The organism is Achromobacter maghribensis (genome assembly GCF_057334215.1).
Genome location: NZ_JBHFII010000049.1, coordinates 21,541 through 36,747, shown reverse-complemented (window position 1 = coordinate 36,747; position 15,207 = coordinate 21,541). Strand labels below are relative to the sequence as shown.

At 65.7% G+C, this 15,207-nt stretch carries 14 protein-coding genes; 8 read left to right on the top strand and 6 right to left on the bottom strand.

The window, feature by feature from the left end; translation table 11 throughout:
- Positions 1 to 35 precede the first annotated feature (35 nt).
- Both ACE039_RS22460 and ACE039_RS22455 read right to left on the bottom strand, forming a co-directional pair.
- Entirely contained in the window at positions 36 to 1,007 is a 972-nt protein-coding gene (locus tag ACE039_RS22460) for a Bug family tripartite tricarboxylate transporter substrate binding protein (protein WP_485823380.1), read from the bottom strand.
- A gap of 75 nt (positions 1,008 to 1,082) precedes the next feature.
- On the bottom strand, positions 1,083 to 2,261 hold the full coding sequence (locus ACE039_RS22455; RefSeq protein ID WP_485823379.1) for a M20 aminoacylase family protein: 1,179 nt from the start codon (positions 2,259 to 2,261) through the stop codon (positions 1,083 to 1,085).
- A gap of 246 nt (positions 2,262 to 2,507) precedes the next feature.
- Between ACE039_RS22455 and ACE039_RS22450 the strand changes: the two genes are divergently transcribed.
- The 6 genes from ACE039_RS22450 to ACE039_RS22425 all read left to right on the top strand — a co-directional run bounded on the left by ACE039_RS22450 (position 2,508) and on the right by ACE039_RS22425 (position 12,083).
- Positions 2,508 to 3,686 (top strand): isovaleryl-CoA dehydrogenase, encoded by a 1,179-nt coding sequence (locus ACE039_RS22450; RefSeq protein WP_105559392.1) that lies wholly within the window; start codon positions 2,508 to 2,510, stop codon positions 3,684 to 3,686.
- Positions 3,687 to 3,705: 19 nt separating this feature from the next.
- Positions 3,706 to 5,616, top strand: a complete 1,911-nt coding sequence (gene aceK / locus ACE039_RS22445) for a bifunctional isocitrate dehydrogenase kinase/phosphatase (protein ID WP_485823378.1) — start codon at positions 3,706 to 3,708, stop codon at positions 5,614 to 5,616.
- A gap of 23 nt (positions 5,617 to 5,639) precedes the next feature.
- Positions 5,640 to 6,821 (top strand): acetyl-CoA C-acetyltransferase, encoded by a 1,182-nt coding sequence (locus ACE039_RS22440; RefSeq protein ID WP_105559394.1) that lies wholly within the window; start codon positions 5,640 to 5,642, stop codon positions 6,819 to 6,821.
- A gap of 217 nt (positions 6,822 to 7,038) precedes the next feature.
- Positions 7,039 to 8,646 carry a carboxyl transferase domain-containing protein gene (locus tag ACE039_RS22435; RefSeq protein ID WP_485823377.1) on the top strand — a complete coding sequence of 536 codons (1,608 nt, stop codon included), beginning with the start codon at positions 7,039 to 7,041 and terminating at the stop codon, positions 8,644 to 8,646.
- A gap of 62 nt (positions 8,647 to 8,708) precedes the next feature.
- Positions 8,709 to 10,736 (top strand): acetyl/propionyl/methylcrotonyl-CoA carboxylase subunit alpha, encoded by a 2,028-nt coding sequence (locus ACE039_RS22430; protein ID WP_485823376.1) that lies wholly within the window; start codon positions 8,709 to 8,711, stop codon positions 10,734 to 10,736.
- Between the two features lie 111 nt (positions 10,737 to 10,847).
- Positions 10,848 to 12,083 (top strand): MFS transporter, encoded by a 1,236-nt coding sequence (locus ACE039_RS22425; protein ID WP_105559437.1) that lies wholly within the window; start codon positions 10,848 to 10,850, stop codon positions 12,081 to 12,083.
- Positions 12,084 to 12,154: 71 nt separating this feature from the next.
- Here ACE039_RS22425 and ACE039_RS22420 read toward each other — a convergent pair whose 3' ends face one another.
- Positions 12,155 to 12,571, bottom strand: coding sequence for a VOC family protein (locus ACE039_RS22420; RefSeq protein WP_485823375.1), 417 nt, complete (start codon positions 12,569 to 12,571; stop codon positions 12,155 to 12,157).
- The gene (locus ACE039_RS22415) at positions 12,568 to 13,041 is read right to left on the bottom strand and encodes a helix-turn-helix transcriptional regulator (protein WP_485823388.1); all 474 of its coding nucleotides are present in this window, start codon (positions 13,039 to 13,041) and stop codon (positions 12,568 to 12,570) included. Before ACE039_RS22415 ends, ACE039_RS22420 begins: the two co-directional genes overlap by 4 nt.
- A 177-nt stretch (positions 13,042 to 13,218) precedes the next feature.
- Between ACE039_RS22415 and ACE039_RS22410 the strand changes: the two genes are divergently transcribed.
- The gene (locus ACE039_RS22410; RefSeq protein WP_313460622.1) at positions 13,219 to 13,593 is read left to right on the top strand and encodes a glutaredoxin family protein; all 375 of its coding nucleotides are present in this window, start codon (positions 13,219 to 13,221) and stop codon (positions 13,591 to 13,593) included.
- Positions 13,594 to 13,608: 15 nt separating this feature from the next.
- Entirely contained in the window at positions 13,609 to 14,031 is a 423-nt protein-coding gene (locus tag ACE039_RS22405) for a hypothetical protein (protein ID WP_310035533.1), read from the top strand.
- Between the two features lie 37 nt (positions 14,032 to 14,068).
- Here ACE039_RS22405 and ACE039_RS22400 read toward each other — a convergent pair whose 3' ends face one another.
- Complete coding sequence (locus tag ACE039_RS22400; RefSeq protein WP_485823374.1) at positions 14,069 to 14,656, bottom strand: mobile mystery protein B; 588 nt, start codon at positions 14,654 to 14,656, stop codon at positions 14,069 to 14,071.
- Positions 14,647 to 15,108, bottom strand: a complete 462-nt coding sequence (locus tag ACE039_RS22395) for a mobile mystery protein A (RefSeq protein WP_485823373.1) — start codon at positions 15,106 to 15,108, stop codon at positions 14,647 to 14,649. The genes ACE039_RS22400 and ACE039_RS22395 overlap by 10 nt, the downstream gene beginning before the upstream one ends.
- Positions 15,109 to 15,207: the final 99 nt, after the last annotated feature.

Here is a 15,207-nt window from a genome sequence, read left to right as displayed (position 1 = left end):
CCGACGATGTCGGCCGCCCCCGATACACGCCCCGGTCATTCCGCCTTGATATTGCCTTCCTTGATGATGCGGGCGTTGTTCGTGAACTCTGCCTGCACCTGCTTGGCGAACGCGTCACCCGATACCGTGCCCGGTTGCAGGTACGACTTGGCCAGCAGGTCCTGGAAGTCGGCGCTGGCGATTGCTTTCGTCAACGCGGCCAGCAGCGGTTGCGACACGGTCGGTGGCAGGTTGGCGGGCGCGAACACGCCGAAGTTGGAGTAGTACTGCGCCTGCGGCAGTTTCAGTTCGGCCATCGTGGGCACGTCCGGCCAGGCGGCCAGGCGTTGCGGCGCCATCACCGCCAGCGGCCGTAGCGCGCCGTTGGCCACATGCGGCAGCACGACGTCGCTGTTGACCACCAGCAGCTCGACCACGCCGCCCAGGCCGTCGGTCAGCGCCTGGCTGTTGCCGCGGTAAGGCACGTGCAGCATCTTCGTGCCGGTCTGCGTGGTGACGGCGGCCATGCCGATGTGGGCGACGGTGCCCTGGCCCGGCGTGCCGTAGCGCACACCCTCGGGGTGCGCACGGGCGTACTCCACCAAACCGGCGAAGTCCTTCACCGGCAGCGCCTTGGTTGCCACGATGGCGACCGGCGCCACGGCCACGCTGGTCACCGGCGTCAGATCCTTCATCGGGTCGTAGTTGGTCTTGGCCAGATGCGGGAAGATCGTCAGCGGACTGGTCGAGGCCAGCAGCAACGTGGTGCCGTCCGGCTGCGCGCGGGCGACGAAGTCCGTGCCCACCGACGCGCCGGCGCCCGGCTTGTTTTCGACGATGACGGTGATACCGGTTTCCTTGCGCAGCACATCACCCAGGCGGCGCCCGATCGCGTCGGCGCTGCCGCCCGCGGTGTAGGGCACGACCAGCGTAACGGGCTTGGCGGGCCAGCTTTGGGCCATCGCGCCGCTTGCCATGATTGCCAGGGCCGCCCCCGCGGCCTTGATCAGCACTGTCTTCTTTTTCATATTGTCCTGGTGATGTTGCGTAGCACTGCGTTGAGTCAAGCGTGAAGCGGGAAACCCATCAAGCGGGCGCGGCGGTCAGGCCGCCAGATAGCGTTGCGCCAGGCGAACCCAGTACGACGCGCCCGCCGGAATCAGGGCGTCATTGAAGTCATAGCTGGCGTTGTGCAGCATGCATGGGCCCAGGCCATGGCCGGCCATGCGGTGTTCGCCGTCGCCGTTGCCCAGGAACACATAGCAGCCCGGCTTTTCCTGCAGCAGGAAGGCGAAATCTTCCGAGGCCATGGCGGGTTCGATGGTCAGCGCGCGGTCTTCGCCGACCACGTCGCGCATGACGCCCATGCAGAACTCGGTCTCGGCCACGGTGTTGACCAGCGCCGGATAGCGGCGTTCGAAGAACACGTCGGCCTCGCAGCCGTGCGCGGCGGCGATGTTGCCGGCGATCTCGTTCATGCGGCGTTCGATCAGGTCCACCACGTCCGTGCTGTAGGCGCGCACCGACCCGCCCAGCCAGGCGCTGTTCGGAATCACGTTGATGACGCTGCCACCGGCCTGGACTTGCGTGATGGACAGCACCGCGGCGTCCAGCGGCCGCTTGCTGCGGGTCAGGATGGTCTGTAGCGACTGGCCGATGGCAAACAGCGCCGGCACGGGGTCGGCGCAATCCTGGGGTGCGGCGGCGTGGCCGCCCTTGCCCTTCACCGTGATCTTGAAACCGTTGGCCGCCGCCATCATCGGCCCCGCGCACACGCCGAACGACCCGGCCGGCAGGCCCGGCCAGTTATGCATGCCGAACACCGCTTCGCACGGGAAGCGCGTGAACAGGCCGTCCTGGATCATGGCGCGCCCGCCCGCGCCGCCTTCCTCGGCGGGCTGGAAACACAGGTACACCGTGCCGTCGAAACCGCCCGCGCTTTGCAGGTGCCGCGCGGCGGCCAGCAGCATCGCGGTATGGCCGTCGTGGCCGCAGCCGTGCATCTTGCCGTCGTGGCGCGAACGGTGTTCGAACTGGTTCTCTTCCTGCATGGGCAACGCGTCCATGTCGGCGCGCAGCATGATGGCCCGGTTGGACGCGCCGTGGCGAATCACGCCGACCACGCCGGTCTTGGCGATGCCGGTATGCGTTTCGATGCCCCAGCCGCGCAGCGTGTCCGCCACCACCTTGGCGGTCCGGTGCTCTTCATAGCAAAGCTCGGGGTGCATGTGGATATCGCGCCGCAGCGCCACAATTTCGTCCAGATTCGATAGTTCGAGCACGGCAAACTCCATAGCGCCAAAGCGGGATTCAGGGATCGGCTGGAATGTTACTCACCGCCGCTTCCTGGGAAGGACGCATTTCCCTAGGGATAACCCGACTCCAATTTACGTTTACGTAAACGTAATATTTGCACTGCATCATTGCGCAGCAAGACGCGATCGGCGCATGATGAGCCTCCGGTGGCGGCATCGCGCCGATGGCAGGCGACCATAAGAATGTAAGTACCCACTATCACGGAGACATCGATGAATCTTCCCGGCCTGAACTTCGACCTGGGCGAAGACCTGGACATGCTGCGCGACGCGGTGCGCAATTTCGCGCAGGCCGAGATCGCGCCCCGCGCGGCGGAAGTCGATCGCAGCGACCAGTTCCCCATGGACCTCTGGCGCAAATTCGGCGAACTCGGCGTGCTGGGCATGACGGCCGACGAGGAATACGGCGGCGCCAACATGGGCTATCTGGCCCATATGGTGGTGATGGAAGAGATCTCGCGCGCCAGCGCCTCCGTTGGCTTGTCCTACGGCGCCCACTCCAACCTGTGCGTAAACCAGATCAACCGCAACGGCACGGCGGCCCAGAAGGCCAGGTACCTGCCCAAGCTGATTTCCGGCGAGCACGTGGGCGCCTTGGCCATGAGCGAGCCGGGCGCCGGTTCGGACGTGGTCAGCATGAAGCTGCGCGCCGAGAAGAAAGGCGACCGTTACGTGCTGAACGGCACCAAGATGTGGATTACCAACGGGCCGGACGCCGACACGCTGGTCGTCTACGCCAAGACCGACCCTGAAGCGCACCAGCGCGGCATCACCGCGTTCCTGGTGGAAAAGGGCTTCAAAGGCTTTTCGGTGGCTCAGAAGCTGGACAAGCTGGGCATGCGCGGCAGCCACACGGGCGAACTCGTGTTCCAGGATTGCGAGATCCCCGAAGAAAACGTGCTGGGTCAGGTCAACGGCGGCGTGAAGGTACTGATGAGCGGCCTGGACTATGAACGCGCCGTGCTGTCCGGCGGCCCGCTGGGCATCATGCAGGCCGTGATGGACGTGGTCGTCCCCTATATCCACGACCGCAAGCAGTTCGGCCAGGCCATCGGCGAATTCCAGCTGATCCAGGGCAAGGTCGCCGACCTGTACACCACGCTGCAGGCCAGCCGCGCCTTTTGCTACCAGGTGGGCAAGAACCTGGACAAGCTGGGCGCCGAACACGTGCGCCAGGTTCGCAAGGACTGCGCCGCGCTGATCCTGTACACGGCCGAGAAAGCCACGTGGATGGCGGGCGAGGGCGTGCAGATCCTGGGCGGCAACGGCTACATCAACGAGTACCCGGTGGGCCGCCTGTGGCGCGACGCCAAGCTGTATGAAATCGGCGCCGGCACCAGCGAAATCCGCCGCATGCTGATCGGCCGCGAACTGTTCAACGAGACCGCCTGACCCCCAGGACGCCGCCGCCATGATCCGCATGTCCGATGTCCAGCATATCGAGCAGGCCCCCGCCCCGGGGCCGTCGCCGCTGGATGTCGCGCGGCTGATCCTGGCCGGGTTCGACCGTCACTACGCGTTGTTCCGCTACAGCGCGCAGCGCGCCAAGGCGCTGTTCGAATCGGGCGATTGGCACGGCATCCAACATCTGTCCCGCGAACGCATCGAGTACTACGACATGCGGGTGCGCGAATGCGCCACGCAGCTGGAAGGTGTGCTGCGCGGCCGCCCGGAGGGCGCGTTGGGTGTCGCGGCTGCCAATGGTGGCGGGGCCAATGGCGCAAATGGCGCCACCGGCACCGACGCGCCGGCGCTGACCGACGCCCAGACCGCCTACTGGCAACAGATCAAGCAGGAATTCGTGGGGCTGCTGGGCGACCACCGCCAGCCCGAATGCGCCGAGACCTTTTTCAATTCGGTGTCGTGCCGGCTGCTGCACCGCGACTATTTCCATAACGACTTCCTGTTCGTGCGTCCGGCCGTCGCGACCGACTACCTGGACAGCAGCACGCCGTCGTACCGGGTGTACTACCCGGCAACCGATGGGCTGGAGAAAAGCCTGATCCGCATGGTGGCGGACTTCGGTCTGGCGCTGCCCTTCGAAGACCTTCCGCGCGACACCCGCATGCTGGCGCGCGCCGCGGTGACGCAGTTGCGCCAACTGTTGCCGCGGCACGTCGGACGGCGCATCGCCAGCGATTGCCAGGTCCATGCGCTGGGCTCGCTGTTCTTTCGCAACAAGGGCGCCTATATCGTCGGCCGCCTGATCAACCAGACCACCGTCTACCCCTTTGCCGTGGCGCTGACGCGCAACCCGGCGGGGCAGGTGACGCTGGACGCGCTGCTGCTGGGCGCGGACGACCTGAGCACGCTGTTCAGCTTCACGCGCGCATATTTCCTGGTCGACATGGAAGCGCCGGCCGCCGTGGTGAACTTCCTGGCGACGCTGCTGCCGCGCAAGCCCAAGGCCGAGCTTTACACCATGATCGGCCTGCAGAAGCAGGGCAAGACGCTGTTCTATCGCGACTTCCTGCATCACCTGGCCCACTCTCGCGACGCCTTCGACATCGCGCCCGGCATCAAGGGCATGGTGATGTGCGTGTTCACGCTGCCGTCCTACCCCTACGTGTTCAAGCTGATCAAGGACCGCATCGACAAAGACGGCATGGACCACGCCACCGTGCGCCGCAAATACCAGATGGTGAAGCTGCACGATCGCGTCGGCCGCATGGCCGATACCTGGGAATATTCGCAGGTGGCGCTGCCGCGCAGCCGTTTCGCGCCTACATTGCTGGAAGAACTACGCCGCCTGGTGCCCAGCCTGATCGAGGAAACCGGGGACACGGTCGTCATCCGCCATGTCTACATCGAACGGCGGATGACGCCGCTGAACATCTATCTGCGCCAGGCGTCCGACGCGCTGCTGGAGCCCGCCGTGCGCGAGTACGGCGACGCGATCCGGCAACTGGCGGCCGCCAATATCTTCCCCGGCGACATGCTTTACAAGAACTTCGGCGTCACGCGGCTGGGCCGGGTCGTCTTTTATGACTACGACGAAATCCAGCGCATGACCGAAATGAACTTCCGGCGTATTCCGCCGGCCCCCAACGAAGAAGCGGAAATGGCCTCCGAACCCTGGTACGCCATTGGACCGAACGACGTATTCCCAGAAGAATTCGGCCGCTTCCTGCTAGGCGATCCGCGCGTGCGCGGCGCCTTCATGCGCCACCACGCCGACCTGCTGGAACCGGATTGGTGGCAAGCCTGCCGTGCCCAGGTGGCGCAGGGCAGGATTGAAGAATTTTTCCCTTACGATACGGACAGACGCCTGCGATCGGCACGCCCTTCAAGCGACCGCGCCGTGCCGATACCCAGACGCTGACCCGACCCTCACAGGAGCTAGCCATGTCAGATCCCATTGTTATCGTTTCCATCGCCCGCACGCCCATGGGCGGCATGCTGGGCAGCCTGTCCGGCCTGGCCGCGCACGAGCTGGGCGCGGTGGCCATCAAGGCCGCCATCGAACGCGCCGGCATCAAGCCCGAGCAAGTCGATGAAGTCATCATGGGCAACGTGCTGCAAGCCGGCCAGGGCCAGGCGCCCGCGCGCCAGGCAGCGCTGGGCGCTGGCCTGCCGCTGGGCGTGGCTTGCACCACGGTCCACAAGGTGTGCGGTTCGGGCCTGAAGGCCGCCATGTTCGGCCACGATCTGCTGGCGGCCGGCAGCGCCGAAGTCGTCGTCGCGGGCGGCCAGGAAAGCATGAGCAACGCGCCGTACCTGCTGCTGAAAGCCCGCCAGGGCTACCGCTTCGGCCACAACACCGTGTATGACCACATGGCGCTGGACGGCCTGGAAGATGCCTACGACAAGGGCAAGGCCATGGGCGTGTTCGCCGAAGACTGCGCCGCCAAATATGAATTCACGCGTGAACAGCAGGACGCGTTCTCGCTGGAATCGCTGCGCCGCGCGCGCGCCGCTTCGGAAGACGGCAGCTTCAAGTGGGAAATCGCCCCCGTGACCGTTGCCGGCCGCAAGGGCGACACGGTGATCGACACCGACGAAGCCCCCACCAAGGCCATGCCGGAGAAGATCCCCACGCTGAAGCCCGCGTTCAAGAAAGACGGCACCATCACCGCCGCCAACTCGTCGTCGATTTCCGACGGCGCCGCCGCGATGGTGCTGATGCGCGCCTCCACCGCCGAGAAGCTCGGCGTGAAGCCGCTGGCCCGTATCGTCGGCCACAGCCAGCATTCGCAAGAACCGGGCTGGTTCACCACCGCCCCCGTCGGCGCGCTGAAGAACCTGTTCGCCAAGACCGGCTGGAAAGCCGAGGACGTCGACCTGTACGAAATCAATGAAGCCTTCGCGGTGGTCACCATGGCCGCCATGAACGACTTCAAGCTGCCGCACGACAAGGTCAACGTCCATGGCGGCGCCACCGCCCTGGGTCACCCGATCGGCGCATCGGGCGCGCGCCTGATGGCCACGCTGGTCGGCGCGCTGCGCAAGACCGGCGGCAAGCGCGGCGTTGCCACGCTGTGCATCGGCGGCGGTGAAGCCGTGGCGATGGCGATCGAGATGGTCTAAGAAAACGCTTGGGGGACGGACGGGCGTCCGTCTCCCAAGCGGGTTTTCGCTGCGCCTTTCCTGCATGGCTTCCGGACGCGACGGGTCCGTCGCGGGCCGTGTCGCGAAAGGCGCAACGAAAACCCAGATCGACAAGAATGCCCGGCCCACCGGGCAGCGAGACAAACCGCTCCTCGAGCGCCTTCAAATTCCAATCAAGCAGGACGGGTGGAACCCCATGCCCATCATCGAATCCCGCATCAATCCGCGGTCGCAGGACTACACCGACAATGCGCGTGCCATGCAGGCGCAGCTGGATGACCTGAATCAGAAACTGGCGCAGACGGCGCTGGGCGGCAGTGAAGCCGCGCGCGCCAAGCACGTGGCGCGCGGCAAGCTGCTGCCACGCGACCGCGTCGAAAACCTGATCGATCCGGGTTCCCCCTTCCTGGAACTGTCGCCCATGGCGGCGCACGACATGTACGACGGCGACGCGCCCGGCGCGGGCGTCATCACCGGCATCGGCCGCGTGTCCGGCACCGAATGCGTCATCGTCTGCAACGACGCCACCGTCAAGGGCGGCACGTACTACCCGATGACGGTCAAGAAGCATCTGCGCGCGCAAGAGATCGCGGCGCAGAACCATCTGCCCTGCGTCTACCTGGTGGATTCGGGCGGCGCCAACCTGCCGCAGCAAGACGAAGTGTTCCCCGACCGCGAACACTTCGGCCGCATCTTCTACAACCAGGCGCAGATGTCCGCGCAGGGCATTTCGCAGATCGCCGTGGTGATGGGGTCTTGCACCGCCGGCGGCGCCTACGTGCCCGCCATGAGCGATGAATCCATCATCGTGAAGAACCAGGGCACCATCTTCCTGGGCGGCCCGCCGCTGGTGAAGGCCGCCACGGGCGAAGAAGTCAGCGCCGAAGACCTGGGCGGTGGCGACGTGCACACGCGCCTGTCCGGCGTGGTGGACCACCTGGCCGCCAACGACATGCACGCGCTGCAACTGGCGCGCAACGCCGTGGCCAGGCTGAACCGCAAGAAACCCGCGCCGCTGGCCACGATCCCCGTGCGCGAGCCGCGCTTCGACCCGAGCGAACTGAACGGCATCATTCCCGCCGACACGCGCAAGCCCTACGACGTGCGCGAAGTCATCGCACGCATCGTGGACGGTTCCGAATTCGACGAATTCAAGGCGCGCTTCGGCCCCACGCTGGTGACGGGTTTCGCCCATATCCAGGGCATGCCCGTCGGCATCGTCGCCAACAACGGCATCCTGTTTTCCGAGTCCGCGCAGAAAGGCGCGCACTTCATCGAGCTGTGCGCGCAGCGCAAGATCCCGCTGGTGTTCCTGCAGAACATCACCGGTTTCATGGTGGGTCGCAAGTACGAAAACGAAGGCATTGCGCGCCACGGCGCCAAGATGGTGACGGCCGTGGCCACCGCCGCCGTGCCGAAGTTCACCGTACTGATCGGCGGCTCGTTCGGCGCCGGCAACTATGGCATGTGCGGCCGCGCGTATTCGCCGCGCATGCTGTTCATGTGGCCCAACGCCCGCATCTCCGTCATGGGCGGCGAGCAAGCCGCAAGCGTTTTGGCCACGGTCAAGCGCGACGGCATCGAAGCGCGCGGCGGCCAGTGGTCGGCTGACGAAGAGGCCGCTTTCAAGGCGCCCATCCGCGAACAGTACGAACACGAGGGTCACCCGTACTACGCCACCGCGCGTCTGTGGGACGACGGCATCATCGCGCCGGCGGATACCCGCCGCGTGCTGGGGCTGGCGTTGTCGGCTGCGCTGAACGCGCCGATCGAAGACACGAAGTTCGGCGTGTTCCGGATGTAGGGCGCCCGCCCTCCCGCTTGCAGCACCGCAGTTCAAGAAGAATTACAGCCAGGATGACATTCATGTTCGACACTTTGCTGATTGCCAACCGCGGAGAGATCGCCTGCCGCGTCGCCGCCACCGCCCGCCGCTTGGGGCTGCGCACCGTCGCCGTGTATTCGGACGCGGACGCCAACGCGCGTCATGTGGCGGCCTGCGATCAGGCCGTGTACATCGGCGGATCGGAACCGCGCGCCAGCTACCTGCGCGCCGACGCCATCCTGCAGGCCGCGATCGACACCGGCGCGGGCGCCATCCACCCCGGCTACGGATTCCTGTCGGAAAACGAAGCGTTCGCCGAAGCCGCTGAAAAAGCCGGCATCGCGTTCGTGGGCCCGCCCGCGTCCGCCATTGCCGCCATGGGCAGCAAGTCCGCCGCCAAGACCCTGATGGAGAAGGCCGGCGTGCCGCTGGTGCCCGGCTATCACGGCGACAACCAGGACCCGCAGTTCCTGAAGACCCAGGCCGACGGCATCGGCTACCCCGTGCTGATCAAGGCCAGCGCAGGCGGCGGCGGCAAGGGCATGCGCGTGGTGGAATCGTCGGGCGCGTTCCTGGACGCCCTGGCCTCGTGCCAGCGTGAAGCCGCGTCCAGCTTTGGCGACGACCGCGTCCTGATCGAACGCTATCTGCAAAAGCCGCGCCACATCGAAATCCAGGTGTTCGCGGACACGCACGGCAACTGCGTCTACCTGTTCGAGCGCGATTGCTCGGTGCAGCGCCGCCATCAGAAGGTGATCGAAGAAGCGCCGGCGCCCGGCATGACGGAAGAACGCCGCCGCGCCATGGGGGAAGCCGCCGTCGCCGCCGCGCGCGCCGTCGGGTACGTGGGCGCGGGCACGGTGGAGTTCATCGCCGAGCCGGACGGCCGCTTCTACTTCATGGAAATGAACACCCGGCTGCAAGTCGAGCACCCCGTCACCGAAATGATCACGGGCCACGACCTGGTGGAATGGCAGCTGCGCGTGGCCGCCGGCCAGCCGCTGCCGGCGCGCCAGGAAGACCTGCGCATCAACGGCCACGCCATCGAGGCCCGCATCTACGCCGAGAACCCCGAAAAGGGCTTCCTGCCGTCGATCGGCACGCTGGCCTACCTGGGCCTTCCCCCGCACACCGCCTTCGCCAACGCCGACATCCGCGTGGACGGCGGCGTGCGCACGGGCGACACGATCACCCCGTTCTACGACCCCATGATCGCCAAGCTGATCGTGCACGGCGCCGACCGCGATCAGGCCCGCGCCCGCATGCTGCAGGCGCTGGCCCAGACGCAGGCCGTGGGCGTGCAGACCAACGTGGCGTTCCTGTCGCGCCTGATGCAGGACAGCGCGTTTGCGGCCGCGGACCTGGACACCGGCTTGATCGAGCGCCAGCGCGCCACGCTGCTGCCGGAACCGCAGGCCGCCAGCGCCGCCACGCTGGCGCTGGCCTCGGCCGCCGTGCTGGTACGCCAGGGCCTGGCCCAACCCGGCGCGCAAACCGCCGCCAAGGGTCCGTCCGACCCCTGGGACGCCCGCGACGGCTGGCGCCTGGGCAACCAGTACCAGCGCCATCTGCAGTGGGTGGACAACGGCGAAACGCGCCGCGTGACCGTCGCCCGCCAAGGCGGCGCCTGGACGCTGGATACCGGTTCGGGCCCGCAGCCGTTCCTGTGGCGCTCACATGCCAGCGCCAATCCCAATCTGGCCTACGGCCTGCGCGTCACGCTGGCAGGCCATGAGAACGCCGGTACGGTCGTTCTGCATGCCGACCGCGCCCATGTGTTCGGCGAAGGTGGCGTGCACGTGCTGGAGCTCTACGACCCCCTGGCGCATGCCCAGGACACGCAGGGCGAACACGGCGGCGGCCTGACGGCGCCGATGCCCGGCAAGATCATCTCGATCTCGGTCAAGGCAGGCGACACGGTCGAAAAGGGCCAACCCCTGCTGGTCATGGAAGCCATGAAGATGGAGCACACGATCTCGGCGCCGGCCAACGGTCGCGTCGAGGAAGTGTTCTACGGCGTGGGCGACCAGGTCACCGAAGGCGCCGAACTGGTGTCGATCGGCGAATAACCCCGCGGCGCATTGCCCCTGCTGCCGGCTGGCGCTTTAGTTTGGCGTCAGCCGGCTGTCACTAGAATGGCGGATTCCGGCACCGTCCGCGCGCCTGCCGCGCAAGCTCCCATGCCCGCCCCCGACTCTCCCAGTCCGCTTTCTCGCCCCCCGTTCCTGCATTTCCTGTTCGCGCGCGTCAGCGCGTCGCTGGCCTTCCAGATCGTCTCGGTGGCGGTCGGCTGGCAGATCTATGCGCTGTCGGGCAGCGCCATCGACCTGGGGCTGATCGGGCTGGCGCAGTTCCTGCCCATGGCGGCGCTGACACTGGTGGTAGGCCACGTGGCCGACCGCTACGACCGCCGCAAGATCGTTGCCCTTTGCATGGCGCTCGAAACCCTGGCCACGCTGGTGCTGGCGATCGCGGCGCTGCACGGCGTGGGCGGCAAGACGCTGATCTACGCCACGATCATCATCATGAGTTCAGCGCGCGCCTTCGAAGCGCCGACCCTGTCCACCCTGATTCCCGCTGTTGTGCCCCGCGAGTGGCTGCCACGCGCCACCGCCCTGGCGTCTTCCGGCGGCCAGATCGCGCAGATCGCCGGCCCCGCGCTGGGCGGCATCGGCTACAGCCTGGGGGCAGGGTGGATCTATTGCGTGGCGGCGGCGCTGTACCTGACGGCCTTCGCGTCCATCGCCACGCTCGTCATCGACCGTGCCCCGCCGCGCAAAGAGCCGACCACGTGGCGCACCCTCTTCGCCGGCATCACCTTCATCTTCCAGCGCCGGCTGCTGCTGGGTACCTTGTCGCTGGACCTGTTTGCCGTGCTGCTGGGCGGGGCGACCGCCTTGCTGCCCATCTTCGCCAAAGACATCCTGAATGCGGGCCCGTGGGCGCTAGGCGCCTTGCGTGCCGCGCCCGCCTGCGGCGCGGCGTTGATGTCGCTGACGCTGGCGCGCCTGAGCCTGGGCGACAACGTGGGCCGCCTGCTGTTCGGCTCGCTGATTCTGTTCGGGCTGGCAACAACGGTGTTCGGCCTGTCGACCTCGATTCCGCTGTCCGTGGGCGCGCTGGTCGTGCTGGGCGCCGCGGACTCGATCAGCGTCGTCGTGCGTTCGTCGCTGGTGCAGTTGAATACGCCCGACCACATGCTGGGCCGGGTCAGCGCCGTGAACACCTTGTTCATCGGCGCGTCCAACCAACTGGGCGAGTTCGAATCCGGCGTAACCGCCGAACTGTTCGGGGCGGTACCGGCCGTGGTGATTGGCGGCATGGGCACGATCGCCGTGGCGGGATTGTGGATGCGGTGGTTCCCGGAATTGAGGAAACTCAGAACGCTGCACGGGAACGAAACGGCGCCCACCTGAAGGAGGGCGTTGCATGGCGGGCTCATCCACGGCTGTGCCCGCCATGCCGTCGATCCCCCTTTGTCCGCGGCTTACGCGGTACTGCGCGGCGCCTGGATCATCTTCCAGCCATTGCCCGCCGGGTCGCGAAAGCCAGCGTCGACGCTGCCGTAGCGGTCCGTCGGCTCTTGGGTGAACTCCACCCCCAGCGCTTTCAGCTTGGCGTACGTGGCGCGGCAATCAGACACCGACAGCACCAGCGGCGGCATGGCGCCTTTGGCGACCATCGCCCGCAGGGTTTTCGCGGTAGCTTCGTCGTGGACGGGCGGGCCCGGCGCGAACAGGCCAAGCTGGAACGCGGGCTGCTCCGGGTGCTGGACCGTGAGCCAGCGGTACGGGCCATTGCGCACGTCCGTGTGGATGCGGAATCCCAATTTGCCTACGTAGAACGCAAGCGCTTCGTCCTGATCGTCAACGTACACGCCTATCACACTGATACCTTCGTTCATGGCTTCTCCTTGGTGGATGCCGCCAATTTATCCTTGGCGCTGCGGCGGCGCTTCTCCAAAACTGCGGTGCCCAGATCAGGGCGTTGCGCGGCTTTCAGCACGCAAGCGGGAACGCGGCCGAGTTCAGCCGTCTTCGCCCGGACCTCGACGCGCAGGGCGCTGGGGCTTGCGCCCGTAACGTCATGGAAAATGCGGCCGAACGTGCCCAGGCTTTGCCAGCCGGTCGAGAAGGCGATGTCGGTGATGCTGAGTTCGGTGTCGCGCAGCAACGAGACGGCCTGCTCGATCCGCCGCGTCAACAGATAGCGGTGCGGGGGAAGGCCAAACGCCCGCTTGAAAGAGCGCGCGAAATAGGCCGCGGAAACGCCGCTGACCTCGGCCAGGCGGCTAACCGGCCAGGCCTCGTGCGAGGCGGCATCCATGCGATCTTTGGCGCGCAGCAAACGGCGCAGCAGGGCGGCATCCTGCAAGGGTTCGACTAAGGCCGGGGCCGGACGGAACGCAGGCGGCTGTGCTTGTCGGCTGTGCTTGTCGTATGACACGAGATCCCATGGCTTTCGGCGCGGGCAAGAATCGGAGCGTTCCAGTGTAGAACACGCGCAGGGAGTAGACTGAGCGCCTTACTTTGCCCTTTCGAGTCCATATCCATGATTGTTAAAGCCTTGCGTGTCGGCCTGGGTCAATTGATCGTCGCGGGCGACGCCCTGACCCGCCCGCGTCCGCAGAAGCGTTCGCCGCAAGGCCAGGCCACCGTCAACAAGGAAGCGGCTGCGCTTGCGCTGTACCAATTCCACGCCTGCCCGTTTTGCGTCAAGACGCGGCGCGCCATGCATCGTCTGAACGTGCCGGTGGCCCTGCACGACGCCAAAGCCGATCCGCAGGCGCGCGAACAACTGCTGGCCGGCGGCGGCAAGGTCAAGGTGCCTTGCCTGCGTATCGAAGAGGCGGGCGGCACGCGCTGGATGTATGAGTCCAGCGAGATCATCGCCTATCTTGAAAAACGCTTCGCCCACGTGGCTTGATCGGGACTCTCCAAGATGACGCGCCTTGCCCGCCGATTGGCATTGACGCTATGCGCGGCCGGCGTGCTGGCGGGTTGCGACCCGTCGCTTCCGCCGCCGCCGCCCGGCTCGACACTCACCGCCGAAACCATCGCCACGCGCGAAACGCCGGAGCGACTGCAGTTCAAAGGCGTGTTGGCCGGCAAGCCGATTCACTTGCTCGTCAATAACTGCAAGGTCTACAAGGTAGATGCGGCTGAAGGCGAGAACGTAAGCTGGACGCTCGTATTGGAAGGTGAGTTCTATCCGCTGCCCACGATATGCGTCAACCAATCGCTGACCGAAGGCAAAGGCTTTATCACGGCCTTCATCGGGCGTCAGGCGTTCGGCGCAGGCGGGTGCTGCTCGGGCCAGCCCGAGTACCGTTCGAAAGACGGGCTAACCTGGAAGCCGCACTGATTCCGTGTCCCGAGCACAGCACCACCCGTCTCTTCGGTCAGCTACGCACGAATGCAAGCAGAGGCTGGTAGTCATTTTTGTCGGCCGCCCGTAACGCCTCCAAATAGCAAGACCGGATTTCCGACGCGCTTACCAGGTTACTGCCACCCCAGGAGAACGACGGTTGGCCCAAACCTCGCAGGAGAGCATCTGCCATCATCCGGGCGTGCCGCCCATTACCATTGGGGAACAGATGAATCCAGACCAGGTCGCGGTGAAACCGGGCGGCGATTTCGTCTGGAGAATAGGTGCCGTGCTCGACCCACCAGCGCGTATTGCCAAGCAGTTGAGCCAGTCTGGTGCTCACTTGCGTCCAATCACAACCCAAGTTCTTGTCTGACTGGCGGAACGTTCCTGCCCAGGCCCAGGTTTGATCAAACATCTTCGCGTGAAGGCTTCTGCAGAACCTCTCATTGAGGACATCCAGCGGCCGGGTTCGCTTCAACCAGCGCACCGCACGCAAGATGTTCTCCTGCTCCCAATCGTTCAAATCACCCTGGGTATTCAGGTGCTCGGGAATGAGTCCTGCCCTTTCGTCAGGATCCAGCGGCGTCTGGCCGTCCTGCTCGTCAAGGTCTAGCGCCATAGGTCGGACCATCTACCTCGCAGCAATTCCTCGGCCCGTCGTTCCACCTGCTTGCTACTGCGCGCTTCCGCCGGGCGCTGGTCTTCCAGGCTCATCGTGTGCACAACGCTGTCAACCTCTTCAAGCGCAATAGCGCGGGCCCGCTCATGAACGACCTCCGTAAGAGGTCGGCGCGGCACCAGGGCATAGACAAGTTCGCAGTCGAGGCCGTCGGCGAGTTTGCGCAAATGCCCAAGAGTAATCCGCTCATCTGATTCTGCTTGTTCTGATTTGTGTAGCGTTGGCCCTGAGATTCCCAGGCGTTGCGCTTGTTGGCGCTGTGTGAGCCCCAGCGATTCGCGAATAAGCTTCAGCCAGCCACGCGCAGGTGCTTTCCTCGCTACCAACGTGGAATAGGCGGACAGGGATGCCTGCAATTGCTCCAGGCGCAGTTGATTCAGTTCTGGGGACATGGGCAAACCTATGGTCGGATTTTATCGACAAATGATAGCCCATAATGCAGCAAATCTCCAGATTATGCTTCCTTATAACGCAGCAAATGTTTATATTTT